A 24,211-nucleotide genomic window follows, 5' to 3' on the forward strand; every position below is an offset into this window, starting at 1 on the left:
GGGACGACAATCTAGGGCTAGGGCCCGTTGGGCAGGGCCAACCTGATTGAGCTTGTTGGTTCCGGGCGCTCTCGCAACTCGAATCAGTCGAGTCACCACTGGCAAGCCAGCCAGAGTGCCTATCCCGTCATAGCCATGAGTTCGCCCGATGCGCTCCATCGACGTCCGCCAGCGCAACGTTGGTCAGGAGGTAAAACTACAACCTGACGCAAGGTCGGGTTCAAGCGATTTAATTGGCGGTCACCAAATGCGATCGTGCTCCAAAAAGATCGCGCGATGGTGTCGGAACTTTGCCTGCAAGCGCACTACACCATGCTTTGCGGGATCACTAGGCGCACGAGCCGGCAATCTCTTACAGCTCGCGCGTGCGTTTTGCTGCATGACGCCCGGGAAGTTAAATGAGAAAGCCGCCACGCTCGTCCAATGACGAGTAGGATGTTTGCATCTCGCGGAGCGGAGCGCTTAAACCTAGCAGCGCCTGCGCGTTGGGGGCTCCCGATGCGCAGATGCCATGTTGGAGGCCTCCTCCAACAGTATCCGCCGCATCCAAATGCTCGCCGGATCAGTATTGTGGAACGCAGGCCACTGCACGGCCTCGGTGAATGTGGGCAGGGGGAGCGGTGGCTCCACGATCCGCAGGGGCATTCGCTTTTCGAAGTGTCTGGCGAGACGTAAAGGCATTGTTCCTATACGGCCCGTGTCCAACAATATGGGCGGAATCAGGCTAAAGCCCTGCACAACAACCTCGATGCGCCTTTTCAAGCCGTGCTCGAGCAAGAACCACTCCTCGAGGTTGGGCCTCAGCGCCCGTCCGAACTTGGCGGTGACGTGCCCCATCGAATTGTATTTCTCGAATGTAAGTGGTCGCAATAGCTGCTTGTTCGTGCGGCATCCCACGCATACGAGGGTCTCATCGAATAGCGTCGCCTTAGGATGCGCGCTCGACATGAACAATTCCGGCAAGATGAGAAAATCCACTTCGCCGCGGCGAAGCAGCTCACCGGGTTCATCGGAAAATGGCAGCAATTCGAAGCGCACCGCAGGCGCCTCCTGTGCGATACGATCGACAATTCTCCGAAAAAACACGATTGTCATGAAATCGGAGAGAATGACCCTGAAGCGCCGGCTCGACAGGGTCGGATCGAACGCATCCCGAGAGATGATCGAGAGTTGGATGTGCAGCAGGGTCTCGCGAACCGGACCCGCAAGCGCCTCCGCGCCGGGTGTCGGGACGAGCTCGCGACCTCTCATCGTAAACAATTCATCGCGAAAGTAGCTGCGCAGCCGCGCGATCGCTGCGCTCATGGCGGGCTGGCTCAGGTTAATTTTGCGCGCCGCCACTGTGAGGTTGCGCTCCGTCATCAGAGCATCGAGCGCAACGAGAAGGTTTAGATCAAGTCCCTTGAACCGCATGTCGTGAGTCTATCCATCGTGTGGATGTGTTCTATCGAAACAATCGATTTTACCAAACTGCGGAAGGTTGGATAGCAAACATCAGTTTGGAAAATGAATTAGGTATGCCACAATGGCTATTGGTCGTACGCGGGCTCCGAGAAGAAATCCTGGACGTGCGAGCACCTGCCGATTCCGTGTGCGAAGTGGCTATCTCTGCCGCACGCGAGTTGCGCCTCTTGTAGGTGCGACTCTCACGCGATGCGACGCTAGGCAGGCGCCGATAAACCTTCGTATGTGTGTTCCATCCCTTTCCATATCGGCCGTTTACCCGCGTACACTTGAGGGCGTGCTCAGCCTCACCTTAGTGTCGCGACCAAGCGGCGTGCGCAGATCGCAGATGCCGAATATTTCCGGCGACTGGCCAAATGGCGCGCCTGTCCATCGCAATACAAGGCGGGTCGAAGATGCATAGGACCGAAGTTGATCTGGTGCTCGCCGCGTGCGCCCTCGATGAGCTTTCATGCATCGATGGCCAGCCGTCAGAGACGCTCATGCCGATCGTGATCTTGGGCGCGGCGGAGCTCCCCCAGGATGCCGATAGAGTCTGGACAACCCTATCGCCTCATTGGGATGTCCGGGCATATGTCGACCATGGCATTGCCGGAACGACACGCGCGAGCTGCGCGATCGTCTCGCCGCCAACGATGGCGCCATTCCGATTCGGTCTGCTCTCGCGCGGCCTGGCGAGCAAAGTCGAGCGCGGATGCCGCATGCCAACACATTCCAGATTGATCAACGGTTCGGCGAATAGCGAGTGTCTTACGTGACCATATCCGCTCTCATCCCCACTGGCGCAGAGAAGGCCGCCATGAATATTGCCGTGCCCCCGTCTGCGGAAGAGCCTTCCGCGCGCACTCAGGTCCAGTGGAGTCTTCGCTGGGAAAACGAGCTGCAGCTCGCCGATCATGCCGAGCTTGCCGACTTCTTCCGTAAGAGCTATGGGCCGACCGGTGCGTTCAATGCGCAGCCATTCGAGGGTAATCGAAGTTGGGCCGGTGCAAGGCCTGAAGTGCGCGCAATCGGTTACGACGCGCGCGGCGTCGCTGCTCATATCGGCCTACTACGCCGCTTCATCAAGATTGACGGCGTCGATCTTCTCGTGGCCGAACTTGGATTATATGCCGTGCGTCCAGATCTTGAGGGGCTTGGAATTAGCCACTCGATGCGCGTGATGTATCCTGCGCTGCAGGAGTTTGGGGTGCCGTTCGGCTTTGGTACGGTCCGGCCTGCGCTTGAGAAGCATCTCACCAGACTGGTCGGAAGGCAGGGCTTGGCAACCCTCATGTCTGGCATTCGCGTCCGCTCCACCCAGCCAGATGTCTATCCCAATATGTCGCCGATCCGCATCGAAGACGTGCTCGTGGTGGTGTTTCCGGTGGGGCGCTCAATGGGCGAGTGGCCGGCCGGAACGATTATCGATCGGAACGGGCCCGAGCTGTGAACGAACTCATCCCCCTATCTGCGGTGCGACGCAACTACGGTGACGTTAGCGGAAGTCGCTCGGTCTACTTGACCTTCGATGATGGGCCCAATCCATTTTGCACGCCGCTAGTCCTCGATGTGCTGACGCAACATCGGGTCCCCGCGACCTTCTTCGTTATCGGCACGTATGCGGCCGACCAACCTGAACTCATTCGACGAATGATCGCCGAGGGGCACGAGGTTGCAAACCACACGATGACGCATCCCGATCTGTCCAGATGCGAAGCAGCGGAGATACATGATGAGGTGCTAACGGCGAGTAGGGCAATCCGATTGGCATGCCCGCAAGCGTTGCCCCGGCACATACGGGCACCCTACGGCATATGGACCGAAGACGTGCTTGCTACGTCAGCCAAGGCTGGCCTCGCTGCGATGCACTGGTCGATCGATCCGAAAGATTGGTCGCGTCCTGGGGTTGATAGCATCGTGAATTCAGTGCTGGCGGCTGTTCGCCCGGGCGCGATTGTGCTCCTGCACGACGGATATCCGCCCGGCGAGGAGAGTTCGTGCACCAACGCCACCTCGCGTGAACAGACGGTGAGAGCGTTGGCATATCTGATTCCGGCACTGCAACTGCGCGGGTTCGAAATCCATCCGCTTCCTCAACTTCACTGAACAAAACTGGCACCCCATGGATCTGCTCGCTACAACCAGCGCCGTCGCCGTCTCGTCTTATGCGCTGCTCTCGACCATCTACAAGAGCGCGCAGGCGCTTTACGCTCAGCCGACAAATCCCTCATCGCCGCAGAACGATCTCGAACCAGCCGGGGTGGTTCTGCCCAGCGTGGATGTCATCGTGCCCTGTTTCAATGAGGACCCAAACACACTCTCCGAATGCCTCGCGTCGATTGCAAGTCAAGACTACGCCGGAAAACTGCGGGTCATTGTGGTCGACGACGGATCCGCAAATCGCGATCTTGTGGAACCCGTACACAAAATCTATGCGAGCGATCCGAGGTTTCGCATCATCTTGATGGCCAAGAACGTCGGAAAGCGGAAGGCGCAGATTGCTGCGATACGGAGCTCTTCCGGCGATCTGGTCCTAAACGTCGACTCGGATACGATAATTGCCGTCGACGTGGTCACGAAGCTCGTATCGAAGATGCAAGACCCTGACGTCGGCGCGGCCATGGGGCAGTTGATAGCGAGCAATCGCAACGAAACCTGGCTGACCAAGCTGATCGATATGGAGTACTGGTTGGCCTGCAACGAAGAGCGCGCGGCACAGGCACGCTTCGGCGCGGTGATGTGTTGCTGCGGGCCATGTGCCATGTATCGTCGCTCTGCGCTCGCCTTGTTGCTTGATCAATACGAAACGCAATTCTTCCGTGGTAAGCCAAGTGATTTCGGCGAGGATCGTCATCTAACTATCCTCATGCTCAAGGCGGGGTTTCGAACCGAGTATGTCCCCGACGCGATCGCAGCAACAGTGGTGCCGGACAGCCTTGGACCATATCTGCGACAGCAACTTCGCTGGGCGCGCAGTACCTTTCGGGACACGTTTCTTGCGTTGCGCTTGCTGCCCGAGTTGGATCGCTATCTGACGCTCGACGTTGTCGGACAAAATCTCGGCCCCTTGCTTCTCGCCCTGTCATCACTGGCTGCGCTCGCACAGTTCGTCATCGACGGGTCGGTGGCCTGGTGGACGGTGCTGACGATTGCGGCCATGACGATGGTCCGGTGCAGTGTGGCAGCGTTCCGTGCTCGCGATATTCGCTTTCTCGGCTTCTCGCTTCACACACCCATCAATATCTTTCTCTTGTTGCCGTTGAAAGCCTACGCGCTTTGTACATTGAGCAATAGCGATTGGCTGTCGCGTAAAGTCATGGTGTCAAGCGATGGAGAAAATATAGCTGTCATCCCGCGTTCGGCCGCCGGAATGAGCTCCGCAAAAAGTGGTGTGAGCTCTGCCGCAATTCGTAAGCCTGGGCTTTCGCACCGTGCATCGAGCGTGGCGGCGACCGAGAGTGCTTGCGGTCGCGATCGATCGAGCGCCTACAAATAGGTTGAATGACCCGTGACATCGGACAAGAACTATAAGCTATTGGAGCGCGAATTGTCTGTCGATGATCCATGGCGGCTCGACAGCAATTCGTTCGAGCAGGAGCGATACGCGCAGATGCTTCGGCTGTCGCGTTGCAACGGCGACGTTGTGCATGCCCTCGAAGTCGGATGTGCGGCCGGCGCATTCACCGAAATGCTGGCGCCGCACTGCCAAAGGGTCACCGTGGTCGATGTCATGCCGCAGGCGATCGAGCGTGCTCGCCAGCGGACCAAAAGGTGGTCAAATATCGCGTGGATAACCTGCGACATTCAGCGGTTCTCGACCGCCGAGCAGTTTGATCTGATCGTCGTGGCCGAGGTTCTTTACTACCTCAAGGACATCGCCGAGATGCACGCAGCCATCCTCAACCTGGTGGGTATGCTTGCACCAAATGGCGCTTTGGTGTTCGGATCTGCGCGTGATGCCCCGTGTCGACGCTGGGGGCACGCTGCCGGTGCTGAAACAGTGATTTCTCTCTTCAATGAAAGCCTATCCGAGATCGAGCGTCTTCATTGCCATACAGAGTCGGTCAACGAAGACTGTTTGCTCGTGCTGTTCCGGAAGCCGACTAACTCGTCAGAACATTCAAATTACGGTCATTAGGGCCAGGGGGTCATATGCGCATCTGTGGCATCAAGTTAACACATGACGGGGCAATCGCTGTCGTCGAGGACGGGCAGCTTGTCTTTTGCACAGAGCAAGAGAAGCGTGGCAACAATCCACGGTATCAATCCGTCGATAACCTCGATGCAGTCGTACTCGCATTGGCTGAGCATGGCTTAGATCCACGAGATATTGATCAGTTCGTCATCGACGGCTGGGATGGAGAGATCGAGTCGCAGTTCCAGGTTCTCAGTGGTGCGGTTCCGATCGCGTTGAAGGGGGCGCCATATGTCGAGCGCCATGCCGAGGGCCTTCTGGATTCGGTCGATGGCTATGGCCTGATCCTCGGCGGCAAGGTGTTTCCCTATAAGAGTTACCCGCACGTCACGGGCCACGTCGCCTCGGCATACAGCACCAGCCCGTTTGCCAGCGCCGGAAAACCCGCGTTCTGTCTGGTATGGGATGGCTGCATCTTTCCACGTCTCTACTATGTCGAACCTCAAGGCGCGCGACTCATTGCCAGTCTGTTTCCAATGATCGGTCATGCCTATGCTGCCGCGGGCCTTCATTTCGGGCCTTACAGGCAGCCGAATCGCACTAATTGGGACTTGGGCATCGCCGGCAAGCTGATGGCTTATATCGCCCTTGGCTCTGTCGACGAAACCATCGTGGCAGTGTTTCAGGAGCTTTACGAAAAGCGCTTCGCTGCGGATACGGAGCAGGCCCGTCGCTACCGCGCGGACATCAACAATGCGGAAGCCTCGCTTGCCGCTGTGCACGAGTTTTTCGAGGCGAGCGCGCTGCGCTTGACTGCCAAGCGAGCCGAAGACGTACTGGCGTCGTTTCATGTATTCCTGGAGCGTCTTCTTGTCCGGGAAATCGCGATGGTTCTGCTGCGGCACTCGTCGCTTCCGGGCTCGAGAAACCTATGCGTAGCCGGGGGGTGCGGGCTCAATATCAAGTGGAACAGTGCGCTTCGCGCGACGGGATTGTTCGACGATGTCTGGGTGCCGCCGTTTCCAAATGACAGCGGCTCGGCAATTGGCGCTGCTTGCAGCGCGATGGCGGCACAAAAGGGGTTCGGGCCGCTGGAATGGTCAGTCTACAGTGGTCCGGCGCTGCAGGCCAGCGAAAGTCCGTCAGAATGGGAGGCTGCGCCATGCACTCTCCGTGAGCTTGCGGCCATTCTCGCCGACAACACGCCCGTAATCTTCCTTTCGGGACGCGCCGAGCTTGGGCCGCGGGCGTTGGGTGGCAGAAGCATTCTCGCAGCGGCGACCTCGCCGGCAATGAAGGATCATCTCAACGACATCAAGCGCCGCGAGCATTTCCGGCCGGTGGCGCCGATTTGCCTGGAGGATCGGGCGCCTGAGATCTTCAGCCCCGGGACGCCAGATCCCTATATGCTGTTCGATCACCAGACCCGAGCGGAGTGGCGCGACAAAGTCCCTGCTATCGTCCATCTGGACGGCTCTGCGCGGTTGCAGACAGTCGCCCGCAACTCTCCCCACAAAATCGCCGAGCTGCTCGTCGAGTTCGAACAGCTCACGGGCATTCCGTTGCTTTGCAACACGAGTGCCAACCTCCACGGACGAGGATTCTTCCCGGACGCGGCCGCCGCCTGCCAATGGGGGCGCGTAGAGCATGTGTGGTGCGACGGTCTGCTCTGGACCAAAACGGTCGTAAGCAAGCCAACGTCCGCTGAACGGCTTCTGTCGGCCTAAGATGAACATGTCCACCGCAATCGACCTTGCCGGCGTAAGAAAGTCATTTGGCGATAAGATCATCGTCGATGAGCTGTCGTTCTCGGTCGCGCGCGGAGAATGCTTCGGCCTGCTTGGGCCGAATGGGGCCGGCAAGAGTACGATCGCGCGCATGCTGCTCGGGATGATCTCGCCGGACGCGGGCAAGATTACAGTCCTCAATGAGCCTGTGCCATCACGCGCTCGTGTGGCACGTGTGCGGATTGGCGTTGTGCCACAGTTCGATAATCTCGAGCTCGAATTCACCGTACGCGAGAACCTGCTGGTATTTGGCCGCTACTTCGGCATGAGTGCTCGCAAGATCGAGACGATCGTACCCTCGTTGCTCGCGTTTGCGCGGCTCGAAAGCAAGGCGGACGTGCGCGTCGCGCATCTGTCGGGCGGAATGAAGCGTCGGCTGACACTGGCGCGTGCCCTGATCAATGATCCGCATCTTCTCGTGATGGACGAGCCCACGACCGGCCTGGATCCGCACGCGCGCCACCTGATCTGGGAACGTTTGCGCGTTCTGCTTGCGCGTGGCAAGACAATCCTGCTCACCACGCACTTCATGGAAGAAGCCGAACGCCTATGCGATCGGCTTTGCGTGCTCGAGAGTGGACGCAAGATCGCCGAAGGAAAGCCGGACGCCTTGATCGCCGAGCATATCGGATGCGACGTGGTCGAGATCTATGGCGGTGATCCACATGAGTTCGTTGAACCACTCAGGCCTTATGCTCGGCACATCGAAGTGAGTGGAGAGACGCTGTTTTGCTTTGCGCCCTATCCGGAGCAGGTACGTGTGCAGCTGCGCGGCCGAGCGGGCCTTCGCATTCTGCAGCGGCCGCCGAATCTCGAGGACGTGTTCTTGCGGCTGACCGGGCGCGAGATGGAGAAATGAGCGATGGGTGAAAGTTATGCGGCGTTGATGCCGGCTAACGCGTACAACTGGATCGCGGTATGGCGTCGAAACTTCCTGGCATGGAGGAAAGTCGCACTCGCATCTGTTCTCGGCAACCTCGCAGATCCCATAACCAACCTGTTCGGCCTTGGCTTTGGTCTTGGGCTAATCGTGGGCCGCGTTGACGGGACTTCGTACATCGCGTTTCTGGCGGCTGGCATGGTCGCGACCAGCGCCATGACGTCCGCGACCTTTGAAACCATGTATGCAACCTTTGCTCGGATGGATGCCAAGCGAACCTGGGAAGCAATCCTGTCCACACAACTCACGCTCGGCGATGTCGTTCTGGGCGAATTGGTGTGGGCGGCCAGCAAGTCTGTTCTGGCAGGAACAGCAATCGGGATTGTCGCTGCGACGCTGGGTTATGCGTCCTGGGCGTCCATTTTGTATACGATGCCGACGGTCGCACTGACCGGCCTTGTCTTCGCAAGTCTGGCGATGGTCGTCATATCTCTTGCGCCAAGTTACGACTACTTCGTGTTTTACCAGACGCTAATCCTGACACCCATGGTGTTTCTGTGTGGCGCAGTCTTTCCGATGAGCCAACTGCCGAGCTCTTTTCAGCAGGTCGCCGGCTTGTTGCCGTTGGCGCATTCGGTCGATCTCATTCGTCCGACGATGCTGGAGCGCCCGGCCAGCGCCGGCGCTGCCTTCCACGTCGGTGCGCTCTGCATGTACGCGGTATTACCTTTCTTTGTGTCGACGGCATTGTTTCGGCGCCGTCTGCTGCGTTGACGGAGTTCGCAATGCTCTGTCTTGGTTGAGGCAGCGTGAGCTGCGACAGGAGCAGTCGCAATGGCTTTATAACAAGCCGGGCGTACGCCGCCGGATCGGTCGAACGGTGCGGGAACGCCGAGCACCTAAACAGGCGGAGCCGGCTCGGCGCCGGGGCGGACTTCGCAAGAGCATTGGTTGTTCTGCCTGGCCCGCGTGGCCGAGGAGCGTGACGGTACAGACGATTTAGTTGGGAGGGCGATTGGCCTTCCTGTCATGATTAAATGGAGAGCGGAATGTTGTGTCTCGGAGTGAGTGGCGGTCTGGACAGAATCTATCAGAACTCGCCCGAGCTGCCCAATACATTTTTGCACGATGGCGCTGCGGTGCTCGTGCGGGATGGCCGTGTGCTTGCTGCTGTCGAAGAGGAGCGCCTCAATCGAGTCAAGCACTCCAACAAGTTCCCAAGCAACTCGATCCGATACTGCCTTTCGACTGCAGGAGTTGAGCTAGGCGAGATCGACCGCATCGCGTTCTACGCGACTGAAGCCTACTGCAATACCATGCTGGAGCGGCTGTTTGTTTCTCAGCCAGTGCCGTTGGACGCCAAACTGTTGCTACGCCAGTTGTTGGCAAGGGAATTCGGCACCGACGTCGATGCGTCGCGCGTGTCCTTCGTAAATCACCATGAAGCGCATGCCGCGAGCGCATTTGCCATGTCTGGATTTGAGCAAAGCCTGATCTTTGCGGTCGACGGCGGCGGGGACTTTCTCTCAGGTCTGCTGGCGGTGGGGTCTGGCACCGAAATTTCGCAACTCGTAAGCTTTCCAGAACATAACTCTCTGGGGCTGTTCTATCTCGAGACGATCCGTTATCTCGGCTACGGGTTGTTCGACGAGTACAAAGTGATGGGGCTTGCCCCCTATGGTGACCCTGCTCCCTATCGCGAGCTCTTCGCGCAGTTCTACGAATTGTTGGACAATGGTGGTTATCGGGTACATCTGGATCGAATCGGCCCGGCCTTGATCCGCAGTATCCAGGTCCGGCGAAAGGGGATGGCATTCACGCAGCAGCATCGAGACATCAGCGCTTCGCTGCAGGAAGCGCTGGAGCGGATCATCTTTCATATCCTGCGGCATCATCGCGAAGCGACGGGCATGAAGCGCTTGTGCCTGGCGGGAGGCGTAGCCCACAATTGCACGATGAACGGTAAGCTGCTCTATTCCGGGCTTTTCGACGACATCTTCGTCCAGCCCGCGGCGCACGACGCCGGTTGCGCACTCGGCGCTGCATTGATGATGTCAAACGAGCTGGGTCGGCCCGCGCCGCGCGAGCGATTGTCGGACGTCTATTGGGGACCCGATCTCGGGACCGAGCATGCCATAGAACGCGAGCTCATTGCATGGTCCGGCCACCTCGATTTTCAACGTAGTGATGACATCGCAGCCAGTGCAGCGGACTGGATGGCAAATGGCGCTGTCATCGGCTGGGTTCAGGGCCGTTCTGAGTTCGGGCCGCGTGCGCTTGGCAACCGCAGCATTCTCGCCGACCCGCGGCCGGCGGAAAACAAGAACCGGATAAACGCGATGGTCAAAAAGCGCGAGGGCTATCGTCCGTTTGCGCCGTCAGTGCTGGAGGAGGATGCAAGCGAGTTCTTTGAGCTCCCAGGCGGCAAGCGGGAGTTTCCCTTCATGAACTTCGTGGTTCGTGTGCGTGCGGCCCACCATGGCGTGCTCGGTGCGGTCACGCACGTTGATGGAACTGCTCGGCTGCAAACGGTCTCGCGCAACACAAATCCTGCCTATTGGGATGTCATTAATGCATTCAAGAAGCGAACCGGCATCCCGGTTCTTCTAAACACGTCCTTTAACAACAATGCCGAGCCGATCGTCGATTCCGTTTCAGACGCCATCGTCACCTTCTTGACGACCGACCTGGACGGACTTGTAGTTGGGCCATTCCTCGTCAAGAAGCGGCCGGCAACACTGCGCGATTGGTGTACACTGGGCGTTTCATTGCCTCCGTATGCATCCCTTCATCGTATTCGCGCCTACACAGCGGAAGATCGGCAGGAAACGGTTTGCGAGATCCGTATCGGACATTCGGGGCCCGAGAGCATGCGTATCTCGCATGAGCTCTTCGACCTGCTGGTGCGGATCGAGGGGGAGGCCTCGCTCGGCTGGCTTCTCGACACAACTATGCTGGACCAGCCCCGGCGCGAAGATCTCGTCAAGGAACTGCGGCTCTTGTGGGAACAGCGGGGCGTTCGGCTGCATCCGCCACGCGCCGCTTGCGTCCACATTAAAGCGCTAGGCGAAGCATAACCGGCGATCATGTATATGGCCAAGGCTGCGCCTCCATGTACAGGAGGCTAGGTCGAGTGGAATAGGGCACAAGAGGCATCCGGTTGAAATCGGGTATATCGGCGCAACAGCTCTAATAGAAGAGAAGAGGCAAGCGTTGAGGGAACCCGCTACGAGGATAGCGCTGCTATGAAGTTCTACCGACGCAACGCGCGAGCAGCACAAGCGCCGACCATAACATCGGCCAGGACCATATGTGGGGTGTCTCCAATGACGTCTCTTGTTCAACCAGGAGTCCGGAAGGAAGCAATGCAAATGCCTGGCGGTTGGAAAAATGATCGGTTCGTTGTTTCCCGACGACGTACGGGCTTGGGCGACTGCCTGTGGTCGCTGGCTGCAGCGTGGCGTTTTGCCCAGCGGACCGGACGGAAGCTGGTCATCGATTGGCGGGGGTCCTGTTATCTCGATCAACCATTCACCAACGCCTTTCCGGTCTTCTTCGAGCCGGTTCAAGAGATTGCCGGCGTACGGGTAATCTGCGACGACCAGATCAATCAGCGCTCATTTCCGGGACCTTTCTTCCCGCAATGGTGGAATAGGCCAACTCTTGATTGCACCTATCGGCCAGACGAGCAGATTTTTCAAGAACGCGATGAACTGGATCAACTGTTCCAAAGCGAGCAGGATAGCGATGCAAATACGGTTGTGTGTGATGCCTGCCTGATGTGGCGCTGCGATGAGGAGGCTGAACGAGAGATTTTTCGGAGCATCAAGCCGCGATCCGAAGTTCAGGGGCGGATTGACGCCATCTTCCGTGAGCACTTTGAGCCGTACAGCGTGATCGGCATTCATGTTCGGCACGGCAACGGCGAGGATATTATGGGGCATGCGCCCTACTGGGCTGATCCCGAGCGTGCCTTGCGACAGGTCTGTAATGCGATCGACAAGGCCGAGGCGTTATCGCATGAAAAACCTGTCAGGGCTTTCCTGTGCACGGACAGCGCGCTCGTCCTTGAGAAGGTGTCAGCGATTTTTCCCGATGTTTTCACGATTCCAAAGCGCTTCCAGGCTCCCCAGGCCGGACCTTTGCACAGCGCGGCGCTCGGAGCCGAGGGCGGCTTTTCCGCTCTCATCGAGATGTATCTCCTTGCACGATGCGATACCGTGATCCGTTTCCCTCCGACCAGCGCTTTCACGCGCTACGCGCGCCTCTTTGCGCCACGCGTTATAGAATTCGATTTAAACGATCCGAGCCGATTGATCTTGATTGAAGAAGCCTCACAGGAGCTGGTGGCTTGATGAAGGTCGTGACCCGCCTCATCGATCTGATGGCCACTTTTTGCATCGAGCAGTACTACCACTATGTTTCGGGGCGGCAATTGATTGCCCAAACCGACGCTCCAACGTGCCCTTGCCCTGGAGAAAAGCAAGATGCGGTGGCCGAATGCCGTCCGCTGAAGCTCGATCTTGACAAGAGCGGCATTAGCGGACTGCCACCGCGCTAAGGAGGTGGATATCGTCCTCGGCTGGCCTCGCGAGGACCCGCAAGTGAAGCTTCTCGATGGCCAATCGCGGGTTAAGTTTTCGAAGGAGGTTACGTTGAGCCGGTGAGTTCCGTTGCAGCGGCCGCCACTCGCTCGCGCAGACTGACCCTTCGGGTTCGAGTATTGAGTTGGACATTCAGTGTCCCAGCTCGTGATCGCGCAACCAATCAGCGCAGCGATGTGGTGCGATGAGCTCGGTATCAGTTGCGAGAAAACCTAACATATGGAGTTGGAGCGTCAGGTTTCGTTTCATATCGACACGGCTACTGGGTGTCTCCACCGTCCTGACCGATCGTTGCCTCGACGAGGAGCGTTCTTTATCCCTCGCTCCTTCGGATCTCGATCACGAGAGCGCGGCTTGGTGTCTGGTCCTAGCAGTGACCGAGAGTGCTCCAGGCATTGTGTGGATGATGCACCGTCGATGTCGCAAAGCACACGCACCATGTCGCGAATCCGCCAAGCCTTTGGCGTGCGCGACATTAGGACGCAAAACCGGAGCGTCTTTGCGTGCATCGTAGTGGCCCAAATCCTGCTACGCGTTCGCCAGCGGCGCTACAGGAGAGGAGGCGGGCGTGGGTCTCGATCTGCCAAATGACGATCTGGTCGCAGGTCCGCTGCCCGAGACACACTTGGGCTGTCCCTTTCGCGCCGATAAAGCCCGCCTCCACCAGGGAGAGCAGAAGGCGATGTTGCTCACTGGGGCATCGCGCGGAATTGGGCATGCCACTGCCAAGCTGTTTTCGGAGGCCGGTTGGCGCATCATTTCTTGCGCGCGCCAGCCGTTCGATGGCGAGTGGTGCCCGTGGGACTCCGGGCGCGAGGATCATGTCCAGGTCGACCTTAGCGATTATCAAATGCTGCCACGCTTGGTCGCGCAGGTTAAGGAACGCTTGGCGGGCGCACCCTTGCACGCACTAGTGAACAATGCCGGCGTCTCGCCGAAGACGTCCGATGGCGACCGGCTGACGTCGTTGACGACGTCAACCGAAATCTGGATGAGAGTGTTCCATCTGAATCTCGTGGCCCCGATCCTGCTGGCGAAGGGTTTATTTGAGGAGCTAAGGGCCGCGTCAGGATCGATTGTCAACGTGACGTCGATCGCTGGTTCGCGGGTGCACCCGTTTGCCGGCAGCGCCTATGCGACGTCGAAGGCTGCGCTTGCGAGTCTCACACGCGAAATGGCCCACGATTATGCGCCGCATGGCGTTCGCGTGAACGCGATCGCGCCCGGCGAGATCAGGACGGACATGTTGTCGCCCGACACGGAAGCGCGTCTCGTGCCAAACATCCCGTTGCGCAGAGTGGGAACACCCGACGAAGTGGCCAAGGTCATCTTCTTCCTATGCTCGGATGCCGCAAGCTATGTTACGGGGGCCGAGGTGCCGATCAATGGTGGGCAACATCTGTGATGAGCAAGCCTGGCAAACAGCTAGCTTGAGCGTCAGCGCTGGAGCTCGTGTTCTACGCTGACGTCGCGCATCTATCCCGAAAAAAATGAAATCAAGCCACTGTAAGGTTACCGTCGTGCCATGAAAAGGTGTTACCCTTCTATGTCATCTCGTTAACTCGTGACGCTAGATCGAGCATGACATGCAAAACGAAGCTCGCAAATCCGAACAAGGTGCTAGGGAGGATGATCAAAATAACGGAGACCGCCTCATGCTGCATATCGCTTCCGCACGCGAGATACCTGCCTCTCATCCAGAGACGGAGCGCGAGCTCTCGGGCGAGCCGCTGCGCGAGAGCGCGCTGACCGGAATCTTCGAAATATCGAAAATACTCACCGCTCCCTGCCGGCTCGAGGTCACGCTGGCCAACGTCGTGGACCTTCTGCAATCGTTTGTGCAGATGCGACACGGTATCGTCTCACTGTTCGACGATGACGGGATGCCGGACATTACCGTGGGTGCTGGCTGGAGCGAAGGCAGCGACGACCGCTTCCGGATGCGCCTGCCACGGAAGGCAATCGACCAGATCGTTGCGACCGACAGGCCTCTTGTCGCCGAGAATGTGGCAACAGAGCCAGCGTTCAGTGCAGCTGACCTTGAAGTGCTGGGTGCCTCGGATAATATGCCGGTGTCGTTCATCGGAGTTCCGATCCGCATCGATCCGAAAGTCGTCGGTACACTGACGCTCGACCGTGTCCGTGACGAAAGGTCGAGTCTCCGGCTCGATTATGATGCGCGGCTGCTCACCATGATCGCCAACCTGGTAGGACAGACAGTGAGGCTTCATCGCTTGTTCGCCTGCGATCGCGAGCGGCTGATGGCGGAGAAGGACCGTCTGCAAAAGCAATTATTCGAGTTTAGGCAGCCTGTACGAGAGCGTAAGAAGCTACCTGTTCATGGGATCATTGGCGACAGCCCGGCGCTGCGTGGGTTGCTCGAAAAGATCGCGGTCGTGGCCAAATCGAACAGCACGGTTCTGCTGCGCGGCGAATCCGGTACCGGAAAGGAACTTGTAGCCAAGGCTATTCACGAATCATCGTCCCGCGCCAAGCGGCCCTTCATTAAGCTGAATTGCGCGGCACTGCCTGAGACAGTGCTGGAATCCGAATTGTTCGGCCATGAGAAAGGTGCCTTTACTGGCGCTTTCAGCTCGCGCAAGGGGCGCTTCGAGCTTGCTGACAAAGGCACGCTGTTCCTCGACGAGATCGGCGAGATTTCGGCCCCGTTCCAGGCGAAGTTGCTGCGAGTCTTGCAGGAGCAGGAGTTCGAGCGGGTCGGCAGCAACCAGACCATAAAGGTCGATGTTCGAGTCATAGCCGCGACCAACAAGAATCTTGAAGAAGCTGTGGCAAGAAGCGAGTTTCGCGCAGACCTCTACTATCGCATCAGCGTTGTTCCTCTGCTGCTGCCGCCGTTGCGCGAAAGACGCAGCGATATTCCGCTGCTTGCCCGCGAGTTCTTGAGGAATTTCAATAGCGTGAACGGCCGTATGCTGACCTTGGAGGCGAGCGCGATCGATGTGTTGATGAACTGCGGCTTTCCGGGCAATGTCCGCGAGCTCGAAAACTGCATCGAGCGCACAGCGACCCTGGCGGCTGGGCCATCGATCGAGAGAAATGATTTTGCATGCTGCCACGGCCAGTGCCTTTCCGCGATGCTGTGGAAAAGTACGTCGGAGGAGGCGACAGTCCAATCGGCACCGCCCGTCCCAGTGCCCGCCAAGCCGATCACTTCGCTGTCAGAAGCGACCGCGCCGTCCCCCCTTGTCGGCAGCGAACTGGCCTCACTGGACCCCCCCCCCCTCGGCACAGTCCTCGTAAGTGGCGCGAAGATCGCCGATCGCGAGCGGGTCATTGCGGCCATGGAAAAATCTGGTTGGGTACAGGCAAAAGCTGCGCGCTTGCTCGGACTAACGCCGCGCCAGATTGGCTACGCGCTGAGGAAGTACGGAATCGAGATCAAGCGGTTCTGAACGCGCGGACCATGAGAGGACAATGGGTTTCGGAGGCGCATCCAATCCCACCAAAATCTGAAAAAGGGCGGCCCCCCTCGGCGGCGGATTGACCACGCGTGCGAGGAGCCGCCCGTCTGCCGCCGTGGCCGGGGGCGAGTTCGCTTGGAGCGCAGCGAGAACTGGACTGAGCGGCGCGGTGGTGAACCCGTCGGCGCGCTACGGGGTTGAAAACTGTGCCGCCCCTGACCGACGCCGTCGCGTCGCCGACCAACGGCAGCCAACAGCTCCGACATCGATCAAGTTCACCGCTCTTCCCGCCAGTTCGTCGCTAGATCATGGCGTCTAGGCCACCTTCTCCTTCCCAGAAGAAAAATTGCTTCCGTATGGCAGTCACCGAAGCGCCGCTTTCCCGATCTGGCGAAAGTCGGCGTATGATGTGCAAACGCGGCACGCATCACGCGGCCGGCGTCCTAAAGGACGTTAGGCTCGAAGCACGGCATAGCCTCCGCCGCCTCCACCTCGGAGCGCGTGACCAAGACGGCCCAGTACTTACTCGAACTCGTAATCGCGCCGCTGTTGATGCGGGCGGTGTTCGGCGAAGATCCAAAGGCAGTGCGAGCGCACACCCGCACGCACGTGGCGGAGAACGTGCCGTTTTTCCTGGCGGCTGCCGCAACGACGCCACTCCATAGCAAGTCGCGCGGCTTCGCCTTTCGTGCGTGGGTTCGAGACGGCCGTTAGCGGCGGGAACGACCGCACGTGGTGCGCGTGCTCGACCTCATGGCTTGTTCGGCGAGGCAACGCTTCGTCCGGAGACCGGCCGCAAGGCGGCGCCCCTCACCATGAGGGAGATGTCAATGGCGGAGTTAGCGAGCTCGGAGATCAGATTGTCGCTCGATCCGTCAAGCAGATGCGTATCGACATCGGGGACGCGGTGCCGGTGATCGAGGAGAGCAGCCCTGAGATTACCGGCTGAAAGTGAGGCGTGTACAAGTCAATCGACCGTTCTCGCCGCGCGAGTGGGTCCTGAGACGAGATCGCGTCCATGTGCCGCGATCTGACGTCGAGTGCCGGTCAATCCTCGTCGGCGGCGATCGATTCCATCAACGACACCAACAGACGCTGGACGGTCTGATCCTCGACCTTGCTGTAGGCGCGCAACAGCCGCAGGCTGAAGGCGGTGTCCAGGAACAGGAGGCTCTCAACCTCGCGCGCATTGTTGTCATCGTCGTAGAAGAATGTGACGGGGACGTGGCGACCTGCTAAGACGGGCAGCGCCGACACGGTTGACGCCCTTCTGTTACTTCTGGACCTGCTGGAAGCTGACGCCGAGCTAATCGCCGAGTTCGGCCTGCGAAATCGTCTGCTCCACACGCCGCAGGCGAATCCGCTTGCCCAACTCAATGTCGGGGGTTTGCCGGCACTGCGCTGCTTGATCTTCTTTGCTGCTGACCTATTCATTCTGGCGAGCCGTTCTTACGATCGAGAGTCCCTGCCTTCTAGGTCATGGATCCGTCATTCCGACAGTACGCTCGGCAGAATATCGACCGAACCGCAACTAGCGCGAGTTCAATTGTCATGGATTTGTGAGCATGCTTATCACCGGCGCAGCTTTATTCCTGTATCTCTACCGGAGCTACAACACGTCAAGGGGGCCGTCCTCCGTACAACCGTGGTTAGTGTCCATTGCGAGATGATCAGGGTAGCCTGTTCGTACGGCAGATGATCGAAGTCGAGGCATTCGATAGGACAGGGCTTTTCGAGCCTGAGAAGTTCGAGGGCCGTACGAAACCGCGCTGACCAAGATGCTGGAGGGCACGCTTGCGTAGCGACAAGCGACGATCAGATTGCCTTCGTAGTTGACGATATCGCCAGGTAGGTACCGTTCCACGCACCTCGGAGGCGTCGAAACCCCACGAAGACGGCGACCAAATGCAGGATTTAAGCGTGCACACGCGTCTCATTGCATCAATCAAGATTGCAATATCGCTAAGTTGGTAAGGCGATCACACGATCGTACAGCGCACATCGGACGCATAGTATGCCTCAGCGGATCCCGGAACGTCGATCCGCCGTTCCGGCAACGTAGAGCGTCAAAGCGAGATCGCGGAATCTTCTGCATGAAGCGCTCCGATCGGACCGAGACGACACGCTTAGGTAAGAAACCAGACTGGTCTTCATTGCGTACTGTGTTCGTCGCAGCAAGGGCACCCAATTCTCGATGAATTGTGTGGCTCACAAGGTGTTTTTGCGAAAGGTAACGACGACTGACTCTTCCTCAATCGAGCGGAGGGTCTTGAGCCCATCGGTGCATCGTGCACGAAGGCGCCCTTACGCTCCTTGGCGATGGTCTTTTGATTGGGGCTGTGCTGCCTAATTCTTTAATTCTTTGAGCGCGCTTTCGATCGCTGTATCGCCGCTCGTGGCGTGCGTGGCCGTGCGCTGTCATAGAGTGTTTGGCCCAAGGTTCTCCAGCATGACCGATCAGAACGGTTCAATCTCCGCGCTCCGGGACCAGACGTCGTCTGCCCTGTTCTCCCTCGCTTCGAGGCATCTGAGAGCCCGTTGGTATTCGAACTCGCACCACGCAAGCTCGAATGGTTCCATCAGTATCTCTATCCACGTCTCGGCATAGGCTGCCACTCCGACCAAAAATAGAATTTGTGGCCTCCTGATGCGCTATCAGTTGACGAAGCCGGCGAAGACGAATGAGATGTCGCTGTGGCCGGCCGCACATGCAGCTAAGAGGATCGTGATCAGGGGCTCAATTGAACCTTGGTAAAAATGGGGCGCCTCAAGGAGGCACGTAACGATACGAAAGTTTATGGCGGTCGTTCGCCTGGCTCGCACACTTCATCCAACGGCTGCCCGAGCAGCAAAATAATCCGACGGCTTAGTGGAGCTCGTTCACGATTCGCTAATCGCCGGCGCCCGCCATATTGAGATGGCGGCGACATGCCCACTATCTTGAGGACTCAAGACGAAATGTTAGGAGCTGGGTGAGTATGTCAAGCGCAATGGTCGGGATTGCTTCAAGCTCCGCGACCCCTGCGCTATGGACGTTGATTGAGAACCAGAGCGGCAAATCGACGTTACTTTGCCGATCGTCTGCTCGCCATTGTGATGACAGGCCGTGCGGCGGCTGAGTGATCCACCGTCTGATCCGTTTGATTCTCATATCGAGAGCCCAAGTCGTCGTTGTTCACAAAGTCATAAAATAAAGCGGTAATGTCAGTGATGCCCCCGACCATGATGATTTATCAGGACAGGACCGGACAGATCTTGTCTGTGATAGCAAGCGTGAAGCCAGTTTTGCAGTATCAGAGATGCTTGTAGAAGAAGGTCGCCGAGCGATATGTTCCGTCAGGGGCGAGCACGCACCCGGGGATGATGCCCACCCGCTGCCATCCCTCGCTGGCGTAAAGACGCTCGGCAGCAGAACCTGTGGTAGTGCTAAGCGTCAACAACGTCTTTCCCTCTTTTCGTGCTAACTCGCTGACGGCCGAGAGCATCCGGCGCCCGACGCCGCGACGGCGTGCACTTCTTTCAACCAGGACTTTGTCGACTCGAGCGCTATGCAATTGGTTCTCAGACGCGGCAGGTACCATCTGGGTTGTGCCAACGATCTGACCTGCGCGATCTTCCGCAGCTAGTAACACGCATCCATTGCAAATGACCGCGTCCGCGACGCTACGCCAGTACACCAGCGCACGTCGTCGAGTTAGCGGTGGCAGAAAGCTGACCGAGTCGCCGTGGGCGACGCAGTCAATGAGGATGTCGGCGAGACGCTCCAAACGCTTATCCACTTCATCAGCGCCAATGCGCCGTACCTGAATATCGTCCGTCATCTGATTTCGGACGGAGCGAGCCGATCGCCCCCGGCTAGCTCGGACGACGGGTCAATTGCCAACGCCACGGAAATAGCGAGTTTCCATCAGAGCGACATGCTCTTGAATGCCATAAGTGGTCACGTGCCGTGTCGGCCAACCCAACCGAAGCTGGCAAATGACTATAGAAGACTACTCCGCCAAGGCTGCAATGCTCAGCTGCCCGCTCGAAGCGCCCGGACCGGAAGGTAGGCTCCGTGTTACGAACCAAATTTAGCGCAGAGCTCCGCAGCACGAAACAAATTTAACGCGGAGATGAGATTCTTGTCGCGCGGGAACAGCCTCCGAGCGGACTTGACCCGCGAGTCGTGGTCCAGTCCAGATATCGTCTGGCTCTCGAGGATAAGTGCCTCGGAGAATCTGCGAAGAGCAGGGTGATACTGGTCAAGGGCGGCCTCGCTGCGCCCATCGGCACGAGTCATCATTTCAATGAAACTCTCCTCATCCTCTGAGGGGGGCTGGGCGGAATCGCAATGCGAGCAGCTGGCTCGCAGCAAACGCGAAGATTGCTCAACGGCGCCTTCATCCTTCGATTAGTAGAATTCGTTGACGTGAGCGATAGGATTGCTGATTTGCGCAGATCAAACGCTTGACGTCGAAAGCGGAGAACATCGAGCAATCGGTGAAGTTCGGTGGTACTGCTCTAATGTGCCCCTTTTTAAGATTCCGAGCCGCAGCATTACTGGTCGCGTCATCAATTCAGGGTCGGCCCTCTTCAGACTGATGAGGACAGTTACCGGTACTGGCTGGGAGCGCCGTCGCCAAGGACGGCTCAAACGCCTATTGGCTCGCCGGCCCTCTTGCTGCTCTTCCGAGGTGGCATGCTGAACCTGCGACCAACCTGTTACATTGGATGGATCAGAATTGTGCGGGTCCACCTAGCCTCACGTCCAAGATCACCTGAGCAGACGTTCTACCCGAGCAAGCTTTCGAAAAGCTGACGAAGCCGCTGCGTAGCTGCTCGCGCTCGGGGCGGGGCGAAATTGGTTCCGATCTCTTCCGTCACGCTTACGTCATCGGCCTCCGTCGGGCATGGTGCCGAGCCGCGAGCGCTGAAGTGACTTTGGATCGTCGACATTCTGGAGGCGAGCCGCGCGAGGCCCTATCGGATGGTCAGCAGTGGCGGCCGTGCGGCCCCGTAGCCCTGCGGCGAGCGCCCTGGTTTATCGTCGCCATTACTTCCTACCGGAAATGATCGGATATAGCGTTTGGTTGATTTCCGGTTTCCCTTAAGCTTGCGCGTTCTCGACGAATGCCGGCGGCGCTGGGCGTTGAGTGAGCTATGGATCTTCCGCCGATTGGAGCGGAGATTCAGCAAGACGTTCTCCGCTCCCGATCTGCCGGCGCACTCCGCTCGAGGTCACAAACGGGTTCCAGATGAAGTATTATCCCGGTGGCGGAGAGCGACATCGGTTACGACATGAGCGAATCATGAAGCGGCATTGGCCGCGCTGTCGAAGTATCCTGCGCGTGATCAAGTTCAACCCCGGCTATGCCAGTCGTGGCCTGACACAGCCTTGCACCGGCGAACATGGTCTGTTCGCCGAAATCCAGGCGAGCAATGACCTTGAACTCTGGTATCGCTTACAAGTTTAGAATTGCGGGTTTCCTAGGTACGGCCGGCGAGCGAACAACACGCTGAAGTGGTCGGAGGTGGTCATCAGACGGCAACTGCCCGCATTCATTCAACCTGAACAATCGCTCGTCCCGTAACGACCAAACGAGACTGTATGTAGCGGCTATCGCATCGATCAGGGCTCGAGGCCGTGCTCCCGGAGAACCTTATGCATCAGCTCGCCTTTGATCTCACGGGCGATTTCGTCGAGGATCTGGGCTCCGACCACCCGCCGGGCATCGACATCATCCGTCAGGCCAGGCTCCGCGAGTCGTTCGTTCAAGCGCGTCGGAAACTCATCTTCCATCGCATCGGCAAGCCGGTCCCGCATCGCGGCATGATCATCGGGGGCGATCCGCCTCACCACCGTATCCCAAGGCTCCCAGCGCGTTGCCAGAAAATCCGCGAAACCCGCCGCTTCCTGTTCCCGCACCGACGTCTCAGCCCTGGCAACGTCGTTCGCCGTGACGTCAGAGAGATTCAAGAAGCGCATATCAGGGGCGATGTGGCGCAGTTCCAGCCGGTCCCGTAGCTGGGTCTGATAGGCAAGATAGACCTCGATCTCGTCGACATTGGCCTCCGGGTCGGCACGACGGAGCGAGCTGACCGTCTCGCGTGCGATATCGTCAAGCGCCCCCAAACGAAACATGACACGGCCGTGTTGGAGCAGTTGGTCGAGCTGATTGTCATAAAGCCCATCCTTGACATCAGAGTTCAGGCGTGCGGTCTGCATACCGTTCCAAGTCAAAGTGATGCGGTCCTCGCAGGACGCAGTCGCTCCATTGGCCAGCTCGAAATACTGCTCGCGCAGCCGCGGCCTCATCGCGGCCTGTAGCAGATTCTCGGCCACCTGGTCGCGGAACGCCTGATGACCATAGTTCACGGTGCCCGCGAGCCTTTCGAGAAAGAGTGCGAAGTCCTGCGCACCCGGCTCTGCGGCGAAGCCCTGCCAGGCGGCCATTGCGCCGGGCTCGTCCGCGAGCCAGTCCGCGACAACCTCGTGCAGGTGCCGCGGCTGATGTTCCACCGGTTGTAGCGGCATCGACAGCAAGACCTGCGGGCCGGCATAATCCGCGCCACGCGTGGCTGACGCCAAATCGGCCAGCACCGGGGCCGGTATCGGATTAGACCGCAGGTCGATGCTGGACGCGCTGCCGAGTTGCGTCAGCAGGCTCTCCGGCAGGCCGGTCAGCTGGTTGTTACTGGCGCCGAGCATTTCAAGGCCGACCGGGAGTGTCTCGGGCAGATTGGTCAGCTGATTTTCGCTGACGTTCAGGTATCCAAGTCTGGCCGGAATATCGGGCAGGCTTGTCAGCTGGTTGTCGCTTGCGTCCAGGTAGCGCAGTCTGGCTGGAAGATCGGGCAGGCTGGTCAGCTGATTTTCGCTGACATCCAGGCGGCGGAGCCTGGCCGGAAGATCGGGCAGGCTGGTCAACTGGTTATTGCTGGCGGAGAACTCCTCGACCGTTGCCGGAAGGGCGGGCAGATCGGTGAGCTGGTTGCTATCGACAGTCAAGCTGCGGAGCCTGGATGGCAGCTCTGCCGGCAGGCTGGCCAGCTCGTTGGCCATGAGGTGGAGGTGCCGCAGCCTGCCCGGAAGGGCGGGCAGACTGGTCAGCCGGTTGTCAGAGGCGTAGAGGTCCCGGAGTCCGCCCGGAAGCCGGGCCGGCAGGCTACTCAACTGGTTACCGATGACATTGAGGGTCCGGAGCCTGGGCAAGAGTGAGGCAGGCAAGGCGGTCAGGGACAATGACGACAAATTCAGCTCGTCTCCGACATCAGCTTCGTCCCGCCATGCCCTCGTCCGGTTGACGCCCTCTTGCCGATTTTCGTCTTCGCCCTGCCCCTCTTCCGCTGCCCAGGTCGCCAGGACGCGGTCCTGCGACGAGACGAGGTTGGCGGCGGCCGCTCCTGTTGCCCACCGCGTCAGGGCTGACGCCCACTGCGTCAGGCATGAAGGGGATTGCCCGGCGGCCCCAGAGGTTGGCTCGGTGCTTTCGGATTCGGAAGGTAAGCCAGCGCGAGGCTGGGCCCGTTCTGTATTCATTGAACTCCATGACATGTTGGTCTCAGCCGATTAGGCGGCTCAAGCTCCTTGCGCCACCTGAACAGCTGGCTCACATGAAGGCCGGCCATGCGAACCACCTCGGAAACAGTGCTCCGGGCTCGAGCGATGCTGCAACTAGCCGTTCCCTCTCATCTCGCGACCACCGACGCCGCCGCTCGACCGATCTGTCACCTTTGCCCGCGAAATCGCCATAGCACTTCTCCTAGGATGACCCGTAGGACCTGAAGCGCTCGCCTCCGTCAAACAATGCGGCCGTCAACGGAAGCGTAGTGCGCCAGTGAAACTGGCGAAGGATAGTCGATGAAAGTTCGATACAGGAAAGGAGTAGCGACCCACCCTGACCCCGAGTCATGCGGAGGCGTCCGTGAGGGCGACTTCGAAGCGTTGACAG

The 24,211-nt window shown here is 58.8% G+C and carries 17 protein-coding genes and 1 pseudogene; 14 read left to right on the forward strand and 4 right to left on the reverse strand.

Translation table 11 applies throughout. The features are described 5' to 3' along the window. Positions 1-468: 468 nt before the first annotated feature. On the reverse strand, positions 469-1,413 hold the full coding sequence (gene nodD1, locus AC1VNY_RS05265) for a transcriptional regulator NodD1 (protein WP_482404393.1): 945 nt from the start codon (positions 1,411-1,413) through the stop codon (positions 469-471). Between the two features lie 850 nt (positions 1,414-2,263). Between nodD1 and AC1VNY_RS05270 the strand changes: the two genes are divergently transcribed. From AC1VNY_RS05270 to AC1VNY_RS05330, 13 genes are all read left to right on the forward strand, one after another. Beyond that, positions 2,264-2,896 (forward strand): NodA family N-acyltransferase, encoded by a 633-nt coding sequence (locus AC1VNY_RS05270; RefSeq protein WP_482404394.1) that lies wholly within the window; start codon positions 2,264-2,266, stop codon positions 2,894-2,896. Further along, positions 2,893-3,552, forward strand: a complete 660-nt coding sequence (nodB, locus tag AC1VNY_RS05275; protein WP_482404395.1) for a chitooligosaccharide deacetylase NodB — start codon at positions 2,893-2,895, stop codon at positions 3,550-3,552. The genes AC1VNY_RS05270 and nodB overlap by 4 nt, the downstream gene beginning before the upstream one ends. A gap of 16 nt (positions 3,553-3,568) precedes the next feature. Continuing rightward, the gene (nodC, locus tag AC1VNY_RS05280) at positions 3,569-4,942 is read left to right on the forward strand and encodes a chitooligosaccharide synthase NodC (RefSeq protein WP_482404396.1); all 1,374 of its coding nucleotides are present in this window, start codon (positions 3,569-3,571) and stop codon (positions 4,940-4,942) included. A 12-nt stretch (positions 4,943-4,954) separates the two neighbouring features. Then, on the forward strand, positions 4,955-5,584 hold the full coding sequence (gene nodS, locus AC1VNY_RS05285) for a nodulation methyltransferase NodS (protein ID WP_482404397.1): 630 nt from the start codon (positions 4,955-4,957) through the stop codon (positions 5,582-5,584). A gap of 14 nt (positions 5,585-5,598) precedes the next feature. Next, positions 5,599-7,308 (forward strand): nodulation protein NodU, encoded by a 1,710-nt coding sequence (nodU, locus tag AC1VNY_RS05290; RefSeq protein WP_482404398.1) that lies wholly within the window; start codon positions 5,599-5,601, stop codon positions 7,306-7,308. Position 7,309: 1 nt separating this feature from the next. Next, the gene (gene nodI / locus AC1VNY_RS05295) at positions 7,310-8,227 is read left to right on the forward strand and encodes a nodulation factor ABC transporter ATP-binding protein NodI (RefSeq protein WP_482404399.1); all 918 of its coding nucleotides are present in this window, start codon (positions 7,310-7,312) and stop codon (positions 8,225-8,227) included. Positions 8,228-8,230: 3 nt separating this feature from the next. Continuing rightward, positions 8,231-9,022, forward strand: coding sequence for an ABC transporter permease (locus AC1VNY_RS05300; RefSeq protein ID WP_482404400.1), 792 nt, complete (start codon positions 8,231-8,233; stop codon positions 9,020-9,022). A 275-nt stretch (positions 9,023-9,297) separates the two neighbouring features. Then, a complete protein-coding gene (locus AC1VNY_RS05305) occupies positions 9,298-11,325 on the forward strand; it encodes a carbamoyltransferase family protein (protein ID WP_482404401.1) in 2,028 nt (675 codons plus the stop codon). 168 nt (positions 11,326-11,493) lie between these two features. After that, on the forward strand, positions 11,494-12,603 hold the full coding sequence (locus AC1VNY_RS05310) for a nodulation protein NodZ (RefSeq protein ID WP_482404402.1): 1,110 nt from the start codon (positions 11,494-11,496) through the stop codon (positions 12,601-12,603). After that, complete coding sequence (locus AC1VNY_RS05315) at positions 12,603-12,809, forward strand: hypothetical protein (protein WP_482404403.1); 207 nt, start codon at positions 12,603-12,605, stop codon at positions 12,807-12,809. The genes AC1VNY_RS05310 and AC1VNY_RS05315 overlap by 1 nt, the downstream gene beginning before the upstream one ends. 611 nt (positions 12,810-13,420) lie before the next feature. Next, entirely contained in the window at positions 13,421-14,257 is an 837-nt protein-coding gene (locus AC1VNY_RS05320) for an SDR family NAD(P)-dependent oxidoreductase (RefSeq protein WP_482404404.1), read from the forward strand. A gap of 250 nt (positions 14,258-14,507) precedes the next feature. Next, entirely contained in the window at positions 14,508-16,268 is a 1,761-nt protein-coding gene (nifA, locus tag AC1VNY_RS05325; RefSeq protein ID WP_482404405.1) for a nif-specific transcriptional activator NifA, read from the forward strand. 510 nt (positions 16,269-16,778) lie between these two features. After that, positions 16,779-16,991 carry a TetR family transcriptional regulator C-terminal domain-containing protein gene (locus AC1VNY_RS05330; RefSeq protein ID WP_482404406.1) on the forward strand — a complete coding sequence of 71 codons (213 nt, stop codon included), beginning with the start codon at positions 16,779-16,781 and terminating at the stop codon, positions 16,989-16,991. A gap of 333 nt (positions 16,992-17,324) precedes the next feature. Here AC1VNY_RS05330 and AC1VNY_RS05335 read toward each other — a convergent pair. Beyond that, a pseudogene (locus AC1VNY_RS05335) lies at positions 17,325-17,711 on the reverse strand (helix-turn-helix domain-containing protein). Between the two features lie 1,859 nt (positions 17,712-19,570). After that, positions 19,571-20,098: a GNAT family N-acetyltransferase gene (locus AC1VNY_RS05340; RefSeq protein WP_482404407.1), complete on the reverse strand. Its 528-nt coding sequence runs from the start codon at positions 20,096-20,098 to the stop codon at positions 19,571-19,573. Positions 20,099-21,568: 1,470 nt separating this feature from the next. On the opposite strand from AC1VNY_RS05340, the gene AC1VNY_RS05345 reads away from it, so the two are divergent. Continuing rightward, positions 21,569-21,733: a hypothetical protein gene (locus AC1VNY_RS05345; protein ID WP_482404408.1), complete on the forward strand. Its 165-nt coding sequence runs from the start codon at positions 21,569-21,571 to the stop codon at positions 21,731-21,733. Between the two features lie 155 nt (positions 21,734-21,888). Here the strand turns inward: AC1VNY_RS05345 and AC1VNY_RS05350 are convergent, their stop codons facing one another. Further along, on the reverse strand, positions 21,889-23,322 hold the full coding sequence (locus tag AC1VNY_RS05350) for an NEL-type E3 ubiquitin ligase domain-containing protein (protein ID WP_482404409.1): 1,434 nt from the start codon (positions 23,320-23,322) through the stop codon (positions 21,889-21,891). Positions 23,323-24,211: the final 889 nt, after the last annotated feature.

The organism is Bradyrhizobium ferriligni, from assembly GCF_056837965.1.